Annotated in this window: 23 protein-coding genes; 8 read left to right on the top strand and 15 right to left on the bottom strand. The window is 66.3% G+C overall.

Translation table 11 applies throughout. The features are described from left to right. Positions 1-1026, bottom strand: coding sequence for an EexN family lipoprotein (locus J4H85_RS06910; protein ID WP_208238147.1), 1026 nt, complete (start codon positions 1024-1026; stop codon positions 1-3). A gap of 270 nt (positions 1027-1296) precedes the next feature. On the opposite strand from J4H85_RS06910, the gene J4H85_RS06905 reads away from it, so the two are divergent. The 4 genes from J4H85_RS06905 (at position 1297) to J4H85_RS06890 (ending at position 3484) form a co-directional block, all read left to right on the top strand. Then, positions 1297-2070 (top strand): M23 family metallopeptidase, encoded by a 774-nt coding sequence (locus J4H85_RS06905; protein WP_208238145.1) that lies wholly within the window; start codon positions 1297-1299, stop codon positions 2068-2070. A gap of 10 nt (positions 2071-2080) precedes the next feature. Then, positions 2081-2467 (top strand): hypothetical protein, encoded by a 387-nt coding sequence (locus tag J4H85_RS06900; protein WP_208238143.1) that lies wholly within the window; start codon positions 2081-2083, stop codon positions 2465-2467. A 173-nt stretch (positions 2468-2640) separates the two neighbouring features. Next, positions 2641-3078, top strand: a complete 438-nt coding sequence (locus tag J4H85_RS06895) for a hypothetical protein (RefSeq protein ID WP_208238141.1) — start codon at positions 2641-2643, stop codon at positions 3076-3078. Next, positions 3059-3484 carry a hypothetical protein gene (locus J4H85_RS06890; RefSeq protein WP_208238139.1) on the top strand — a complete coding sequence of 142 codons (426 nt, stop codon included), beginning with the start codon at positions 3059-3061 and terminating at the stop codon, positions 3482-3484. Before J4H85_RS06895 ends, J4H85_RS06890 begins: the two co-directional genes overlap by 20 nt. Positions 3485-3533: 49 nt before the next feature. Here J4H85_RS06890 and J4H85_RS06885 read toward each other — a convergent pair whose 3' ends face one another. Beyond that, positions 3534-4235 (bottom strand): SRPBCC family protein, encoded by a 702-nt coding sequence (locus J4H85_RS06885; RefSeq protein WP_208238137.1) that lies wholly within the window; start codon positions 4233-4235, stop codon positions 3534-3536. Between the two features lie 202 nt (positions 4236-4437). Between J4H85_RS06885 and J4H85_RS14360 the strand changes: the two genes are divergently transcribed. Both J4H85_RS14360 and J4H85_RS14355 read left to right on the top strand, forming a co-directional pair. After that, complete coding sequence (locus tag J4H85_RS14360; RefSeq protein WP_441328007.1) at positions 4438-4758, top strand: DUF7882 family protein; 321 nt, start codon at positions 4438-4440, stop codon at positions 4756-4758. 101 nt (positions 4759-4859) lie between these two features. Beyond that, on the top strand, positions 4860-5228 hold the full coding sequence (locus J4H85_RS14355; RefSeq protein ID WP_441328006.1) for a DUF7882 family protein: 369 nt from the start codon (positions 4860-4862) through the stop codon (positions 5226-5228). A 156-nt stretch (positions 5229-5384) separates the two neighbouring features. On the opposite strand, the gene J4H85_RS06880 is transcribed toward J4H85_RS14355, so the two are convergent. Continuing rightward, complete coding sequence (locus tag J4H85_RS06880) at positions 5385-5576, bottom strand: hypothetical protein (RefSeq protein ID WP_208238135.1); 192 nt, start codon at positions 5574-5576, stop codon at positions 5385-5387. A 158-nt stretch (positions 5577-5734) separates the two neighbouring features. Here J4H85_RS06880 and J4H85_RS06875 point away from each other — a divergent pair, with 158 nt between their 5' ends. Further along, a complete protein-coding gene (locus J4H85_RS06875; protein WP_208238133.1) occupies positions 5735-6058 on the top strand; it encodes a putative quinol monooxygenase in 324 nt (107 codons plus the stop codon). Positions 6059-6081: 23 nt separating this feature from the next. On the opposite strand, the gene J4H85_RS06870 is transcribed toward J4H85_RS06875, so the two are convergent. After that, positions 6082-6738: an MBL fold metallo-hydrolase gene (locus J4H85_RS06870; RefSeq protein WP_208238131.1), complete on the bottom strand. Its 657-nt coding sequence runs from the start codon at positions 6736-6738 to the stop codon at positions 6082-6084. Between the two features lie 67 nt (positions 6739-6805). On the opposite strand from J4H85_RS06870, the gene J4H85_RS06865 reads away from it, so the two are divergent. Next, positions 6806-7456 (top strand): LysE family translocator, encoded by a 651-nt coding sequence (locus tag J4H85_RS06865; RefSeq protein ID WP_208238129.1) that lies wholly within the window; start codon positions 6806-6808, stop codon positions 7454-7456. Between the two features lie 3 nt (positions 7457-7459). Here the strand turns inward: J4H85_RS06865 and J4H85_RS06860 are convergent, their stop codons facing one another. The 11 genes from J4H85_RS06860 to J4H85_RS06810 form a co-directional block, all read right to left on the bottom strand. After that, on the bottom strand, positions 7460-8062 hold the full coding sequence (locus J4H85_RS06860) for a non-canonical purine NTP pyrophosphatase (RefSeq protein ID WP_208238127.1): 603 nt from the start codon (positions 8060-8062) through the stop codon (positions 7460-7462). After that, positions 8059-8817 carry a ribonuclease PH gene (rph, locus tag J4H85_RS06855; RefSeq protein ID WP_208238125.1) on the bottom strand — a complete coding sequence of 253 codons (759 nt, stop codon included), beginning with the start codon at positions 8815-8817 and terminating at the stop codon, positions 8059-8061. The genes J4H85_RS06860 and rph overlap by 4 nt, the downstream gene beginning before the upstream one ends. A gap of 44 nt (positions 8818-8861) precedes the next feature. Beyond that, on the bottom strand, positions 8862-9704 hold the full coding sequence (gene murI / locus J4H85_RS06850; RefSeq protein WP_208238123.1) for a glutamate racemase: 843 nt from the start codon (positions 9702-9704) through the stop codon (positions 8862-8864). Beyond that, on the bottom strand, positions 9701-10378 hold the full coding sequence (gene rnhB / locus J4H85_RS06845; protein ID WP_208238120.1) for a ribonuclease HII: 678 nt from the start codon (positions 10376-10378) through the stop codon (positions 9701-9703). The genes murI and rnhB overlap by 4 nt, the downstream gene beginning before the upstream one ends. Next, positions 10368-11063, bottom strand: a complete 696-nt coding sequence (gene lepB / locus J4H85_RS06840; protein WP_208238118.1) for a signal peptidase I — start codon at positions 11061-11063, stop codon at positions 10368-10370. The genes rnhB and lepB overlap by 11 nt, the downstream gene beginning before the upstream one ends. Before the next feature lie 140 nt (positions 11064-11203). Then, entirely contained in the window at positions 11204-11551 is a 348-nt protein-coding gene (gene rplS, locus J4H85_RS06835; RefSeq protein WP_208238116.1) for a 50S ribosomal protein L19, read from the bottom strand. Positions 11552-11713: 162 nt separating this feature from the next. Then, positions 11714-12253 carry a dihydrofolate reductase family protein gene (locus J4H85_RS06830; protein WP_208238114.1) on the bottom strand — a complete coding sequence of 180 codons (540 nt, stop codon included), beginning with the start codon at positions 12251-12253 and terminating at the stop codon, positions 11714-11716. Between the two features lie 73 nt (positions 12254-12326). After that, complete coding sequence (locus J4H85_RS06825) at positions 12327-13322, bottom strand: Fpg/Nei family DNA glycosylase (RefSeq protein ID WP_208238112.1); 996 nt, start codon at positions 13320-13322, stop codon at positions 12327-12329. Next, positions 13322-13813: a ribose-5-phosphate isomerase gene (locus J4H85_RS06820; protein ID WP_208238110.1), complete on the bottom strand. Its 492-nt coding sequence runs from the start codon at positions 13811-13813 to the stop codon at positions 13322-13324. Before J4H85_RS06820 ends, J4H85_RS06825 begins: the two co-directional genes overlap by 1 nt. 55 nt (positions 13814-13868) lie before the next feature. Then, positions 13869-14471 (bottom strand): mycothiol-dependent nitroreductase Rv2466c family protein, encoded by a 603-nt coding sequence (locus J4H85_RS06815; RefSeq protein ID WP_208238108.1) that lies wholly within the window; start codon positions 14469-14471, stop codon positions 13869-13871. Positions 14472-14504: 33 nt separating this feature from the next. Next, positions 14505-15473, bottom strand: a complete 969-nt coding sequence (locus J4H85_RS06810; protein WP_208238106.1) for an aldo/keto reductase — start codon at positions 15471-15473, stop codon at positions 14505-14507. Positions 15474-15507 lie beyond the last annotated feature (34 nt).

Genomic DNA, 15507 nt, shown 5'->3' with positions numbered 1-15507 from the left:
TCAGGCTCCCTTGCCGGAGGACGCGAATTTCGCGACCATCGCATCGAGCTCGGTGCGGTGCGCCTCGACGAACTTCTCCTGGGACGCGAGATCGGCCCGCATCCAGGCCTCATCGTGATCCACGTCGGCCCGACACTCGTAGTCGGCGACCGCCGTCTCGATCTCGCGCTGCTGGAACTCCTGCTCGACCGCTGCGTCGAGCGGTTCGGGCTCGCTCTCGGCGTCCATGTCGTCCCAGCCCATGAGTGCGGAGTACTCCTCGTTCAGCTCCTCCTGCGGCTCGTCGGGATTCGCGAAACCGCCGAACCCTTTGCCGTCCATGCACGTCGCCCACGCCGCATTGGCCTCGGCGAGTTCCGGACTGCTCTCGATCTCGTCGTAGCGCGCGTTCATCGCGTCCATGAGGTCGGCGAACTCCGGGTCCATGTACGGGTCGCTCTCGGCGCCCTGCCCCACCGCCGTATTCGCGTCACCCTCACAGCCGGACGGCGCCCAGTTCTGCCACTCCTCCTCGTCCGCGTCGTCGGCGGGCATCGGGCCGGACAGTGCCTCCTGGTAGGCGGTCATATCGGACTCGGACAGCGACATGAGGTAGTCGTCGTTCGGATCGGCCGGCATCTCGACCGAGCCGCCCGAGAAGCTCTCGTCGTCCTCATCGGGCATCAGCGAGATCCAGTAGCCGTACTTCTTGGCGTCGTCCAGGGGATCCCAGTTCTCGGCCTCTTCCTCGGCCTGGGCCTCCTCTTCTTCGGTCATCTCCCCGCCGAACTGCTCGGGAGTCGCCTCGACCGGGATGTACTCGAACCCCTGCTCCGTCATGCAGTCGGCGATGAGCTGCTGCCGTTCACTCTCGTGCTCCACCAGGTCGGCGACCGACTCGTCTTCACCGGTCGCGTAGATCTGATCCATGTACGTGTCGAGCGGACCGAGCTCGACATCGTCGCCCCCGCCGCCGGAGCACCCGGCGAGCGTCAGGCTCGCGGTCGCCGCGAGCGCCAGAAAAGTCGGAATGCGGGTACGGTTCATCGTTCCTCGAGATTCGTCTGGCTCGACCGAATCGAGCGTGCATCGTTCCGCCTGAGTACGGAACTTGAGATGAACCTATCCCACCCGTCATGGGATTGCGAGCGCGACACGATCCCCGATTCGGAGGCGGTCGGACGCTGTTCTGCCTAATGCACGCTCGCGTTGCGACCTATGACTTCGGATCTTTGTCGAAGGCATTCGTTACACCTTGCTCCGAGTTCGGGCTGCACTTCAACCGCGCGCGGGGCTCTTCTCATCCAAGGAGGCCACATGGGCATCAGACTCAGGCACCCCGTACCCAGGGCGCGCATGACCGACACGTACGGGTGGCGCGGAGCGATCCCCGGCGTCGTCGCTGCGCAGCTCCACAACGGGCAGGACTGGGCCGCGAACGCGGGCACCCGAATCCTCGCCGCGCACGACGGATGGGTCGCGTTCAACGGGTGGGATCCCCAAGGCGGCGGCTGGCTGATCGAGATCCGCGACGACTCCGGCTTCGCCACCCGATACGCACACATGAACGTCCCGTCGCACCTCGCGTACGGGCAGCGCGTGAAGGCGGGCCAGAAGGTCGGCGAGGTCGGCGCGACTGGCTGGGCGACCGGACCGCACCTGCACTTCATCCTGCGTCTCGCCAGCGGCGCGACTACCGACCCGCTCGCGTTCATCGTGAACCTCTCTGCCGCGCCCGCGAAGCCCAAGCCGAAGCCCACACCCAAACCAAAACCTAAGCCCCTGAAGTTCCCCGAGGAGGACGAAGACATGCCTACGAGAACGATGGTCCGGGTTGACCCCCGGTTCAAGACCGAATACACCCTGTCGCACCCGAGCATCGGGCTCGACCTGAACGGCAGCCAGATGCGCAAGAGCGGCAACGTGAACATCTACCGCGGGTTCATGGTCACCACGTCGCCGTCGATCGGCAAGGCGTGGTGCCGCATGTACGGCGTCGGTGCCGGCGTCGCGCACTGCCGCCTGAACCGAGCCGACTACATCAACGCGCAGTCCGAAGCGCGCCGCCTCTCCCAGCAGATCAACCGATAAGGAGCCCACCATGCCGAACACCGACAAGGGCCGCGCAGCCCGCAAGTATGCATATGCCGTCGGCCTGGCCACCGGCCCCGTCTTGATCTTCTACGGCCTCATCAGCGCCGAGGAGTTCGCCATCTGGGCAGGGTTCGGTGCGACCGTGCTCGGCGTCGCGAACAGCGCCCCCGCGCTCGCGAACCTCACGCCGAAGACCCGCACCCCGCAGGACGGCCCGGACGCCGAGCTTCTCCCTGAGTCCGCGCTCCTTGACGCGACCGCCGTCGACGATCTTCCCGACAACGAAGACGGCCCCGACGACACTGAGTACTACGGCGAATTCGAAGAGGTCGAAGGGCCGACGACCGGTGCGGAGTCTGCGTTCCTCACTGCTCCCGATCACGGGCGGCGCTGACGCGGATGCTCACCCCGGAACTCGTCATCGCGGCCGCGGCAATGTTCATGATTGTCGCGGCCGTGGTCATCGTAGGAAGGATCCGAGATGGGTCTCATCGTCGCCGCAATCGGCGTAGCGATCATCGGGAGCGCGGTCGTGCTCGCCGTCCACCTCTGCACACGGGAGCAATCATGACGGCCTCGCCTCCTACGCTGCGCAGTCGCCTGCAGAACCCTGCCGAGCTGGTCATGCTGACGTTCTACTTCATCGGCGGTGCGGTCATGCTCGTCGGTGGCGTTACCGCGTCCGTACGTGATGCCCTCGGCGACGGGTTCCATCAGGCCTGGGTAGGCTTGCTCCTTGGCGGCCCCGCGTTGTCGATCTGGGGCATCCTCAGCCCGAACCAATGGCTCGGCGGATGGTTCAAGCTTGGCGGCGGACTCGCGATCACCACCGCGCTCGGTGCGTTCGCCGTCTCGCTCGGTGACGCCTTCGCCCTTACCTTCACCGGCGTGCTCGTGCTCGGGCTCAACGCCGCCACGCTCACCGCGGTTACACGCGATGCTCTCCAGCTCCGCCGTGCCGCGCATGTCGCACGGAGGGAGCGCCGTGGAAACGCTCCTATCTGATTTCGGGCCGCTCCTCGTCTCGGGTGGCCTGCTCATGGCAGTTGCGACGGTCATCGTTGCAATCATCACCTCTCGTTCCAAACGCGGAACAGAGCGGGCCGACGCAGCGGCCACGATCGCGAAGTCCGCCACAGACCTGCTCGCGCCATTGAGGGCGGAGATCGCTCGCCTCGAAGAGGGGCAGCGGGAGCAGGCGGAGAATCAGCGCGAGCAGGCGAAGAATCACCGCCAAGATCTCCAGATCCTCACCCGCAGAGTCGCAACGCTCGAGGGCATGGTCGAGGTGTATGCGCGCCGCGAGTGGGCGCTCGTCCGCTACGTCCGCGCGCTGATCGACGCCCTCCGGCTCCACGCTCCGGAAGAAGCCATCCCGCCAGTTCCGCAGAACCTCGCGGACCTCATCTGAATGCCCCCATCTGACTTCGGTCGGGTGGGGGCGTTTTCGTGGGCTCGGGTCAGTCGGATTGGGAAATAGACTCGGTCTGGCGGAAGTCAGCAGGCAGCACCTGCTCCTCGAGGTCTACGCGGTCAGTTTCTGCTTTCCTGCGGAGCGAGGTCGCTTCTGTGGGCGCGTACTGATGACCAGACCTGCGGATCTCACGGTCCCACCTTTCGGCCCGCCTGCGGGTCATTCGCTGTCCCTCGGTTTCATTCGAAGCTTCGTCATGAGCTGTGGTTATGGGGCCTCGAGAGAACGCCGAGGTGCCACCAATGAGCGCGGGCACTCGATAGCCAATCGTGCCGTCAAGGAACAGCTTCGCGAAGGACGCGAGTTGATTGGCAACCCTTGTGTCGTCGACGAGGTGGCGATGACCAGCAGGATCGACCAAGATTCGCCGGTCCCAGAGCATCATGAGGCGTATCCGGGATCGTTCTTCGCTGAGCGATCTCAGGTCCACCCGACCGCTATGAAGGAATGGACCGAGGTTTCGCCATGACAGCTTCCGTCTCGGTACGCGATCGAGGATAGTCGCATCGAAGCCAAGCTCGAGATCCTCGAAGGCCACGCGCCATCGAAGGACTTTGTCACTGATCTGCACGATCCCTTTCACCTGGTGCATAAAGAGCGGGTAGGTTTCGAAGCGTGTCCAAGCCTGATAGACCGCGCTAATAGGGGCCTTGAGGTCGATTACAGCACTTCCGCTATCAGTTGACATGTCGGATCCTTTGCTGGTCCTAAGTGGGGAAAACCTACACCTCTCCCTTCCTGCAGACCTAAACCATTGACAAACCCTAGGGGAAAGTGCATTGGTGGTTGACTTTGGCCCAGTATGGACATGATGTCCCACCCATCAGTACACATCAGCTCCATCTACGAGCCTCCCTAGCCAAATGGTCATTGAGGTGCGACTCTGAGGCATGGGACACATAATGTACGACGGGCACGACTATCAGTTCGAGGACAGACTCCTCTCGCACATGCGGGCAGCGATATGCCAAAAGCTACGGCGAAACGAACCATTCTTCCTGAACTGGGACAGAAGCACGAGTGACGGACACGGTCGAATGGCGATCTGGATCTCGCCCGCCACTTCTCTCACAGTGCGATACTCAGGCGGTCGCCAACCAGATATTAATCCGGTGTGGGTGCGGGTGCTCGAGGATACTGCAAGTCAGCAGTATGGAATGCAGGTGATGACCGAGGTCCAAGCAGAGCGCTACGCGAAAGACCATTACTGATACGGAGTCAGCGTCCACCCGGAACCTGACCGACGCCGTCGCGTCTCAATCCCCAAACACAACGGGGTAGATCGAGTGCGGTTTAGAGAAGACCATGAGGCATGGGCACATTCTTCTTCGCCGGCGTTCCTTACAAGTTTGAGGATCGCGTTCTGGCACACCTTCAAGCCTCCATCACACCGAAACTCCAACGCCGCGAACCATTCCTCGTCACTTGGGGCGAGGGTATCCCCTGCGCCTCGGGACATACCGCAATCTGGCTGACTGCCTCGAGCTCTCTGATCTTTGAATTCGAGAACGGTTCAGCACCCGAGTTGAACCCAATTTGGAAGGCGGTCCTGGATTGGTCGGCAGGCACACCGGAGGGGATGTGGCTGACTTCAGAGGAGGACGCTGTGCAATTCGCAAGAACTCCCAAAGGGCAGCGAGTGTTACGCCTATTGAAGCAAGTTCAAGCGCGCGACGGTTAGCTCTAGCGCCCCGACTGCGCTCCCCTTAAAGGACGTCGACCACTGCGCACCGAAGCGATGAAACGTCCCCTTGCCCCTTGCTGGAAGGTTCGGCTTGTACTCCGCTCATGCAGCGGTAAGGTGGTTCGATCGCCACGCCTTGATGCCGCTTATGTCTCAACTCGAGGAGACGTTTACATGCTCGAGCGAGTCGCACATGGCGATCATACGCTGGCGGTGTGGCTCTGCGTGCCAGGTCATCACGAGGTACTTCGCGACCTGGATTCTGTCGGAGATTCGGTAGATCATCGCGGCCGGCACATCTGGTGAGTTCCGCATGACCGCCCACACGTCGGTCTCGATCTGCACGTACGGCATTCGTTTGCGCTGCGCGGTGGCTTCTCGCGCTCGGCGACTCTCTTGCATCATGGCTCCTGCTCGAAACAATGTTCGAATAGGATGCTACTCGGACCGTCCGACAGTCAACGACCCGCCGCCACGATGGCCGGCCGCGTTACTATAGCTAAATGCATTTCATCGTCGTCAAGTATCAGGCCAAGCCCGAAGTCGCTGAGACCTTCGTCGAGCGGAACGCCGAGTTCACCGCCGCGACCCGTGCCGAGCCGGGCAACCTCTGGTTCGAATGGTCGCGCAGCGTCGAAGACCCGAACGAGTTCGTGCTCGTCGAGGCGTTCGCCGACGATGATGCCGCGGCCGCGCACGTCGGGTCCGACCACTTCGCCCGCGGCATCGACACCCTGCGCCCCCTTATCACCAAGACCCCGCGCATCGTGTCGCGCAAGGTCGAGGGCTCAGGCTGGGACGAGATGGGCGAGCTGCAGATCGACTGACCGCGACGTCGCCCGCGCAGAGCTCACCAGCCCCGCTGCTCCCAGTCCGGGAGGGCGGGGCGCTCTGCTGCCAGGGTGGTGCCGTCTCCATGGCCGGGGTACACGATCGCGTCGTCGAACCGGTCGAACAGCCGCGTGCGCACATCGCCGAGCAACTGTGCGAACCGGGCCGGGTCCTTCCACGTGTTGCCGATCCCGCCCGGGAACAGGCTGTCGCCGGTGAAGAGCAGCACCGGGGACTCGTCGGGTGTCGCCAACGCGATCGAGCCGGGCGTGTGACCGCGGAGGGCGATCACCTCGAGCGCAACACCCTCGACGCCGACGCGGTCCCCGTGCGAGAGCCGCTGCGCAGTCACACCGCGCTCCTCGGCGAGCTGCTCGGCGTCCGCGTCGCCGATCGCGACATCGGCCCCCGTGCGCTCCGCGAGGTCGGAGGTCGCGCGGGTGTGATCCCAATGCGCGTGCGTGGTGACGATGAGCCGGAGCGACGCGGGCTGCTCGGCGTCCTCGGCGCCCGCGCGGAGCAGCGACTCCAGCTCTTCGACATCATCGGCGGCATCGATGAGGATCTGCTCCCCCGATGCCTTCGCCGTGATCAGATACACCGCGTTGTCCATGTCTGAGACATGCGTGCGGCGGACGGTGAACGTATCGCGGTCGTGCAGCAGTTCGGCAGCCATGCCCTCACCCTACCCGCACGGTGTCCGACGGTCGATGACGGGACGATGAAAGTGGCAGACTGGTGCGGTGCTCGAGAGCCAGATGACCGCAGCCGCCTGGGCTCCCCTGATGATCGCGTGGATCGTCGCCGTCGCAAGCCCCGGTCCCGACGTCTTCCTGCTGCTCAGGCTCGGGGTTCGGCACCGTCGTCCGGCCGTCCTCGCGGCGCTCGGCATCATGACCGGCAACGCGCTTTGGATCGTCACCTCGGTCCTCGGCATCTCGGCGCTGATCGGGGCGCTCCCCTGGATTCTGCCCGCGCTGCAGATCGTCGGCGCCGCGGTGCTGCTCTGGCTCGGGATCCAGAGCATGAGGGGCGGATCGCGCGGACTGCGCGCCTCCGCTCCCGACGACGCGGCGCCACCCGCGCGGCGGCCATACGCGCTCGGCTTCGTGACGAACATCGCGAACCCGAAGGCGCTGATCTTCTTCACGTCGCTGCTCAGCCAGTTCTTGCCGGCTGACGCGACGGCCGCGGACCGCGGATTCGTGATCGCCGCGATGATCGGGACCGGACTCGTGTGGTTCGTCGCGGTCGCGGTCGCATGCTCATCGCGGCCGTTCCGTCGGTGGTTCCGTCGAGCGGCGCCGTGGTTCGACATCGTCGCAGGCGCGGTGTTCTGCCTCGTCGCAGCGATCGTGCTCGGCGAACTCGTGGTGCACGCGCTCGTCGGCTGAGCGCTAGAACGCGACGCGGGCGAGGATCTCCGGCGCGAGTGCGGTGAACGCGCGCGTGCGGTGCGAGACGGCGTCCTTCTCGGCGGGGCTCAACTCGGCGGCCGACCGCGTCTCCCCCTCAGGCTGGAAGATCGGGTCGTACCCGAACCCTCCCGCTCCGGCGGGTGCGCGCAGCACCGACCCCGGCCAGACGCCGAGCACGCTGGTCTCGGCACCCGCGGTCCCCGGCAACACCAGCGCCGCGGCGCAGACGAACTGCGCCGCCCGGTGCTCGTCGGTGAGATCGGAGAGCTGCCACAGCAGCAGATCGACGTTCGCCGTGTCGCTGCGCGCGGGACCGCCCCAGCGCGCCGAGAAGATGCCGGGGCACCCGCCGAGCACGTCGACAGCGATGCCGGAGTCGTCGGCGATCGCCGGCAGGCCGGTGTGCTCCGCAGCGGCCTGCGCCTTGATGAGCGCGTTCGCGGCGAACGTGACACCGTTCTCCACCGGCTCGGGGCCGTCGTACCCGACGAGCTCGATTCCGGGCAGCGCCGGCCCGACGATCCGCCGCAGCTCCTCGAGCTTGTGCGCGTTGTGACTCGCGAGGACGACGCGCTGCGTCACGCGAGGCCTCCCGGCTCGAGCGCGTCCGACAGCGCCGTGCGCTGGAGCTCAGCGAGCTCCGTGCCGCTGACGAGCGCGAGATCGAGCAGTCGGTTCAGCTCATCGCGACTGAACGGCGCGCCCTCCGCGGTCCCCTGGACCTCGATGAAATCGCCCGACCCCGCGATCACGACGTTCATGTCGGTTCCGGCTCGAGAATCCTCGACGTAGGCGAGGTCCGTCATCGGCACGCCGCCGACGATGCCGACCGAGACGGCCGCGACGCTGTCGCGCAGAGGCTGCGCCTTCTTCGCGATGTGCCCGCGTGCGCGCGCCCAGTCGATGGCGTCGGCGAGTGCGACGTACGCACCGGTGATCGCCGCCGTACGCGTACCGCCGTCGGCCTGCAGCACGTCGCAATCGATCACGATCGTGTTCTCGCCCAGCGCCTTCGTGTCGATCACGGCGCGCAGGCTGCGCCCGATCAGCCGCGAGATCTCGTGGGTGCGCCCGCCGATCTTGCCCTTCACCGACTCGCGCTGCGAGCGGTCGTTCGTCGCGCGCGGCAGCATCGCGTACTCGGCCGTCACCCATCCCGTGCCCTTGCCCGCCAACCAGCGCGGGACGCCAGGGGTGAACGATGCGGTGCAGAGCACCCGGGTCTGCCCGAAGGAGATGAGGGCACTCCCCTCGGCCTGCGCGCTCCAGCCCCGCTCGATGGTCACCGGTCGCAGGTCGGCCGCAGTGCGTCCATCGGCTCGTGTCGTCACGGTCATGATGCTCCTCTCATGCGCGTCGCGCGCATCGTGGTCGCCCGGAGTCACGCCCCGGGAATTCGAATCGCGCCGGTGGGCGCATGGTCGACGGCGTCGATGCCGATCCCGAGCAGGCGACGCGCGAGTGCGACGAACTCCGCCGTATCGTCCCCGGTCGCCTCGTACCGCACGGCACCGGGGCCCGCGTCCGCGGGTCGCAGCAGATCCTGCTCCGTCAATGTCTGGTAGACCTGGTTCGCGGTCTCGATGTCGCTCGAGACCAGCGCGACGTCCGACCCGACGACCTGCCGGATCGCACCCCGCAAGAACGGGTAGTGCGTGCACCCCAGCACGAGCGTGTCGATCCCGTCGTCGACGAGGGGTGCGAGATACTCCTCAGCGATATCGAGCACGTCGGGCCCTGACGTTCGGCCCTGCTCGACGAGATCGACGAAGCGCGGGCAGGCCCGAGTCGTCAAGGAGATATCGGGCCTGATGGTGAACATGTCATCGTACACACGGGACTGGATCGTCCCCTGCGTGCCGATGAGCCCGATCCTGCCGTTCCGCGTCAGCGTCACGGCGCTGCGGACCGTCGGCCCGATGACCTCGACGACCGGAACGTCGTAGCGCTCATACGCATCCCGCAGTACGGCGGCGGAGGCCGTATTGCAGGCTATGACCAGCATCTTCACGCCCTGCGCGACCAGATCGTCGAGGATCTCGAGGGCGAACCGCCGCACTTCGGCGATCGGGCGCGGCCCGTACGGGGTATGGGCGCTGTCGCCGACGTAGATCATCGCCTCGTTCGGCAGCTGGTCGCGGATCGCACGGGCGACCGTCAGCCCGCCGACGCCTGAATCGAACACCCCGATCGGGGCGTCGGGCGAAGGTTCGCGGAAACTCACCGTCCCAGCCTACTCTCCCGAATCCAGGTGGCGCGGTGGAGCTCAGTCAACCCGTGCGCGGCGATTCCGGCGTAGTGCGCCTGCGAGCCGTACCCCTTGTTCGCCGCCCAGGCGTACTGCGGGTGCAACTCGTCGACCTCGCGCATCAGGCGATCCCTCGCCACCTTCGCCCGCACCGACGCGGCGGCAACGCTCGCGCAGGCACGGTCCGCACCGACCTTCGTCTGCACCGCGAGCGGCGAGCGGAGCACCGGACTCAACCAATCGTGCGCGCCGTCGAGCAGGATACGGGCGCGGTCCACCGGCACACCCATGTCGTGCAGTCGCAGCAGGGCGCGGCGCGCGGCCTCGCCAAGCATGGCGGTAATGCCCTGCGCGTCGATCTCCGCGGCGCTCGCGAACCCCACCGAGCCCGTCCCCCACGCATCGACGAGCGGAGCGATCGTCTCGCGTCGCTTCTCACTCAGCAGCTTGGAATCGCGCAGCCCCTCCGGAAACGATGCACCGTCTCCGAACACCACGTGCGCGCCCACCGCGACCGGCCCCGCGATCGCCCCTCTCCCGACTTCGTCGAGACCGATGACGCAGACGGCCCCGCCGGCGAAATACTCCCGCTCGGTGTCGAGCGTCGGGTCCTTCGGGATCGGCGCAGTGCGGCTCGCGTCAGCCGGCACTCTCGACCCCGGTGAAGGTCTCCTCAGGGTTGTGCAGCACACCGAACCGGTTGAGCGGCCAGTTGAGCAGGAACGCGCGCCCCACGATCTCCTCTTCGGGCACGAATCCGTCGCCCGGCTGATCCTGGTTGTACCGCGAATCCTTGCTCGCGTTCCGGTTATCGCCCATTACCCACACGGACCCTTCGGGCACCGTCACATCGAACTCGAGTTCGGACGCCGGCGCCCCCTCGGGCAGCTTCAGGTACGGTTCATCGATCGGCACCCCGTTGACTGTGATCTTGCCGTTCGCATCGCAGCAGGCCACCCGATCGCCACCGACGCCGATGACGCGCTTCACGACGTACTCGTGGCTCGTATCGGCTGCCAGGCCGACTGACTGCAGCACCCACTCGAATCCGGTGGGGGGCTCCGAGGGCGGCGCGTTCAACCATCCGCCCGGATCCTGGAACACCACGATGTCGCCGCGCTTCACATCCATCATCCCCGGCACGAGCTGATTGACCAGGATGCGATCGTCGACCTGCAGCGTGTCCTCCATCGAGCTCGACGGAATGAAGAAGCTGCGCACCAGGAACGTCTTCAGCAGGAACGAGATGAGGAACGCCAGCAGCAGGATGACCACGAGATCGCGCAGGAATCCGAGGACTCCGCCGCGACGCTTCTCGGATCGTGCTGCACTCATGGAAGGCTCCTGTCGGCTCGCGGCACGGACCGGAGCAAGAGATCGAACGGTAGTGGGGCTCAGACACTTCAGGCTCCCACCCGGGACCGGGGGGAGCCTGAAAGCGTCACAGACTCGGAACGAGACTATCGAAGCGGGGATCAGACCTCGCGCTTCTCCTTGATCTTGGCCTTCTTGCCGGTGAGACCGCGCAGGTAGTACAGCTTCGCGCGTCGCACGTCGCCGCGCGAGACGAGCTCGATCTTGTCGATCGCGGGCGAGTGGACGGGGAACTTGCGCTCGACACCGACCTGGAAGCTGATCTTGCGCACGGTGAACGTCTCGCGGACGCCCTCGCCGTGGCGCGCGATGACGACGCCCTGGAACACCTGCACGCGGGAGCGGCTGCCCTCGACGATGTTCACGTGCACCTTGACGGTGTCACCGGCGCGGAAATCGGGGATGTCGCTCTTGAGCGACGCGGCATCGACGTGGTCGAGCTTCTGCATGATCGTCTTCTCTCTGCGCCCGCCGCAAGTCGGAACGCGGATATCGTGTTCAGGAAGTATGAGTCGTGCTTTCACGGACCGTGCGAAACCCTCGCGGCAGCGTCGCGCCGTGGCACAAGGATCAATTATGCCATACGTGGGCGAGGCCCTCCTACTAAGCCGTCACCGATCTTCGACCAGCGGACCGATGACTCGGTAGCGGGCATCGATGAAGGACCCGTTCGGCAGCACCTCGACCAGTTCGAGATCGAGTCGACGCGGCAGCAGCGGACGCCCCGAGCCGAGTGTGACGGGGGCGATCGAGGACACGATCTCGTCGAGAAGCCCGGCATCGGCGAACTGCCCCGCGAGATCTCCTCCGCCGACCACCCAGATCTGCCGACTCTCCGCAACGGCTGCGAGCTCAGGATGCAGCTCGCGCACGCCGCCGCTGACGAAGTGCACCCCGGGACGCGCAGGGAGATCGCGGTGCGTCATCACCCAGGCGGGCTGCGTGTACGGCCAGGCGCCGTCGTCGTGCGCGAGCACCCACTCGTAGGTCGTCGCTCCCATCACGATCGCGCCCACCTCAGCCATGAACGCGTCGAACCTGGCCTCGCCCTCGCGCGACTGCTGCTGACGCAGCAACCACGCGAGCGAATCTGCGGGGTCGGCGATGAACCCGTCCAGCGTGGTGGCGGTGCGATACACGATCTGCGTCATGCGCGTAGTGTCCCACCGACCTCTGACATTCTCTGCTGTCCAGGTCGTCGGGGGCAGGATCGTTCCGATGCCGTCAGTGCTGGCAGCCTGGGCACCAGTAGAGCTTCCGCGCCCCGAACTCTTCGAGCACGATGTTCGTGCCGCAGCGCGCGCAGGGGGTGCCCTCGAGCTTGTACACCCGGTGGCGCTCGTCGCGTTCGGCGAGCGCCCGCTGGTAGGCCTCGCCATCGAGACCGTCGATCGTGATCATCTGGCCGACCGTGATCCCGATGTCGAGCAGGTGCGCCCAGTCGTCCCAGAGCGACTCGAGCACGGTGCGGTCGAGCGTGTTCGCCGGGGTGTGCGGATCGAGTTCGGCGCGGAAGAGCATCTCGGCACGGTACACGTTGCCGATGCCGGCGACGACCGACTGATCCATGAGCACGAGACCGATGGGCGTCCGCTTCTTGCCCGCACGCTCGACGAACCGCGCACGCTCCTCCGGGGTGTTCGCGTTCGCGGGGTCAGGACCGAGCTTCTGGATGACAGTGTCCACCTCTGTCGCGGTGAGCACCTCGCAGGCCGTGGGGCCTCGCAGGTCGGCGCACACGTCATCGTTCAGCAGGCGCACGCGCACCTGGCCGACCGGATCCGGGGGAAACGCCTCCGCGATCTCGCCGGCACGATCATGCTCGGCCATCTTCAACCGAGCCCGGCGCGGGGCACCGATCGACGCGACCGAATCCTCGCCCTCGCGATCGACGGATGCGACGACACCGGCCATTCCCGTTTGTCCGAGCCGACCCCGCCCGAACTTCGAGGCATGCAGCTGGATCGACGGGTCGATCCGCACCTCGCCCGCGAAGTCCCATGCCCCGTAGATGCCGAGATGCACCCGCAACCAGTCGGTGCCGTCGAACTCGAGGAACATTTGCTTGCCGACCGCGCGCGCGTCGGTCATCTCCCGACCGCTGATACGTGCCGCGCCCTCGGCGAACCGGCCCTGCGGACTCGTGACCTCGGGAGACGTGCCGACGAAGTTCACCGCGAACTGACGCGCGATACGGTGAACGGAGTGGCCCTCCGGCATTACGGACGATCCACGTGACGGTCGGTGATCGTGCCCGTGCGCTCGAACTCGCCCATCTGACCGATGCGGCGGACGTGGCGCTCGTCGCCCGAGAACGGTGTGGCGATGAAGCGGTCGATGAAGCGGATCGCGTCGGCCACCGGGTGCTGGCGCGCGCCGATCGAAATAACGTTCGCGTCGTTGTGCTCTCGCGCGAGTTCCGCCGTCGCGTCGCTCCAGACCAGCGCAGCACGGATACCCGCGACCTTGTTGGCCGACATCTGCTCGCCATTGCCCGACCCCCCGAACACGACACCGAGCGCCTCGACGCCGTCGCGCTGATCGCGGGCGACGGCGAGTGCCGCGTTGATGCAGAACGACGGGTAATCGTCGAGCGCGTCGTATTCGGCAGGGCCGTGGTCGATCACCTCGTGACCCTGGTCACTCAGGTGACGCTGCAGCTGCTGACTGAACTCGAGGCCTGCGTGATCGGTGGCGATGTGAATGCGCATGAGTCCCGAGTTTAGTCGCGTCGGTGCATGGCGCGTGTGCTCTGAGACGGAAGACTCAGAACTCGGGCCCCTTCGTGCGGCCGCGCTTGAGCTCGTAGAACCCCGGGACCGCAGCCGCGGCGGCGATGCCGTCCCAGAGCTGCAGCGCGGCGTCACCGGTCGGAGCGGGGGTGACGACCGGACCGAAGAAGGCGACGCCGTCGATCGAGATGATCGGCACGCCCACGTCGGGACCCGCGATGTCGATCGCATGATCAGTGTTCTCGCGCAGCTGAGCGTCGTACTGCTCATCGTCCGCCGCCTCGGCGAAGGACGCCTCGAGCCCGACTGCGGCGAGCGACTCCGCGATCACGCCGTCGGCGTCATCACGACCGCCGGGGTGCACCCGCGTACCGAACTCGGTGTACAACCGGCCGACCACGGCCTCGCCGTGCTGCCGACGCGCCGCTTCGATGACGCGGCCCATGCGCAAACCTTTCTGATGCGAGTCGGCGTGGCTGCCCGTGTCCTGACCCTCGTTCAGAATCTTCAGGCTGATCGGGTGCCACTCCACCGTGAAGCCGCGCTGATCGGCAACGTCGGCCACCCACCTGCTGGTCATCCAGCACCAGGGGCAGATGGTGTCGAAATAGAACTCAACCTTCGGCGTGCTACTCATGCCGACAGTGTAGACCCGCGCAGAACCGATGGGTCAAGCCTCGGTCGTGGGCGCAGGGAAGAGCGCGTCGATCGCCGCGCGCTGCGCTGCGGACGGCCGGAACGCGTCTCCGGCCGCCGCGTTCTGAGCGATCTGCTCAGGGGTGGTGGCCCCCGCGATCACGCTGGCGACCGGCTCGTGAGTGAGCAGATAGCCGAACGTCGCTTCGAGCATTGTGACGTCCCAGTCGTCGCACAGCGCGCGGTACGCGTCCAGCGCGTCCCAGTCCGCGTTCTCGGCGACATGCGGCCGCTGGCGCATGATGCGGGAGTCCGCCGGGAAGTGATCGCGCGTGAACTTGCCGGTGAGCAGCCCGTTCGCGAGCGGGAAGAACGGCAGCACCCCGAGACCGAAGTGTCGCGCCGCCGGGAGCACTTCGCGGTCGCTGTCGCGCTGCACCAGACTCAACTCGTTCTGCGCCGAGATGAACGCGGAGCATCCCAGTTCTCGAGCCACGAAGTGCGCCTCGGCGATCTGCCAGCCCGAGAGGTTCGAATGTCCGAGATAGCGCACCTTGCCCTCGCGCACGAGCTCGTCGAGGGCGACGACGGTCTCGGCGATGGGCGTCAGCGGATCGGGCATGTGCAGCTGGTACAGATCGATCCAGTCGGTGCGCAGCCGCGTGAGGGACCCTTCGATGGCCTGCCGCAGGTAGCGGCGCGATCCTCGCGCTTCCGCGTTCGTGTACGGAGCGTCCATGCCGGGATGCCCGAACTTCGTGGCGAGGACGATGCGGTCGCGGCGCGCCCCGAGCGCCTCGCCCATCATGCGCTCGCTGCGTCCGAAGGCGTAGCCGTACATGTCGGCGGTGTCGAAGAGGGTGATGCCCGCATCGATCGCCGCCCCGATCACGGCATCAGTGCCGCGCTGGTCCTCGGTCGGAGCTCCCGGCCTGCCGAAGTTGTTGCAGCCGAGTCCGACCGGCGAAACCACCAGTCCCGAGTTTCCGAGCGTCCGCGTCATGCCCCCACCCTACGCACGTCGCGTGCTCATGCTG

The organism is Leucobacter tardus, assembly GCF_017583045.1.
GTDB lineage: Bacteria > Actinomycetota > Actinomycetes > Actinomycetales > Microbacteriaceae > Leucobacter > Leucobacter tardus.
Note: the sequence above shows the minus strand (reverse complement) of the source record. Positions and strands in the feature narration are given on the sequence as shown.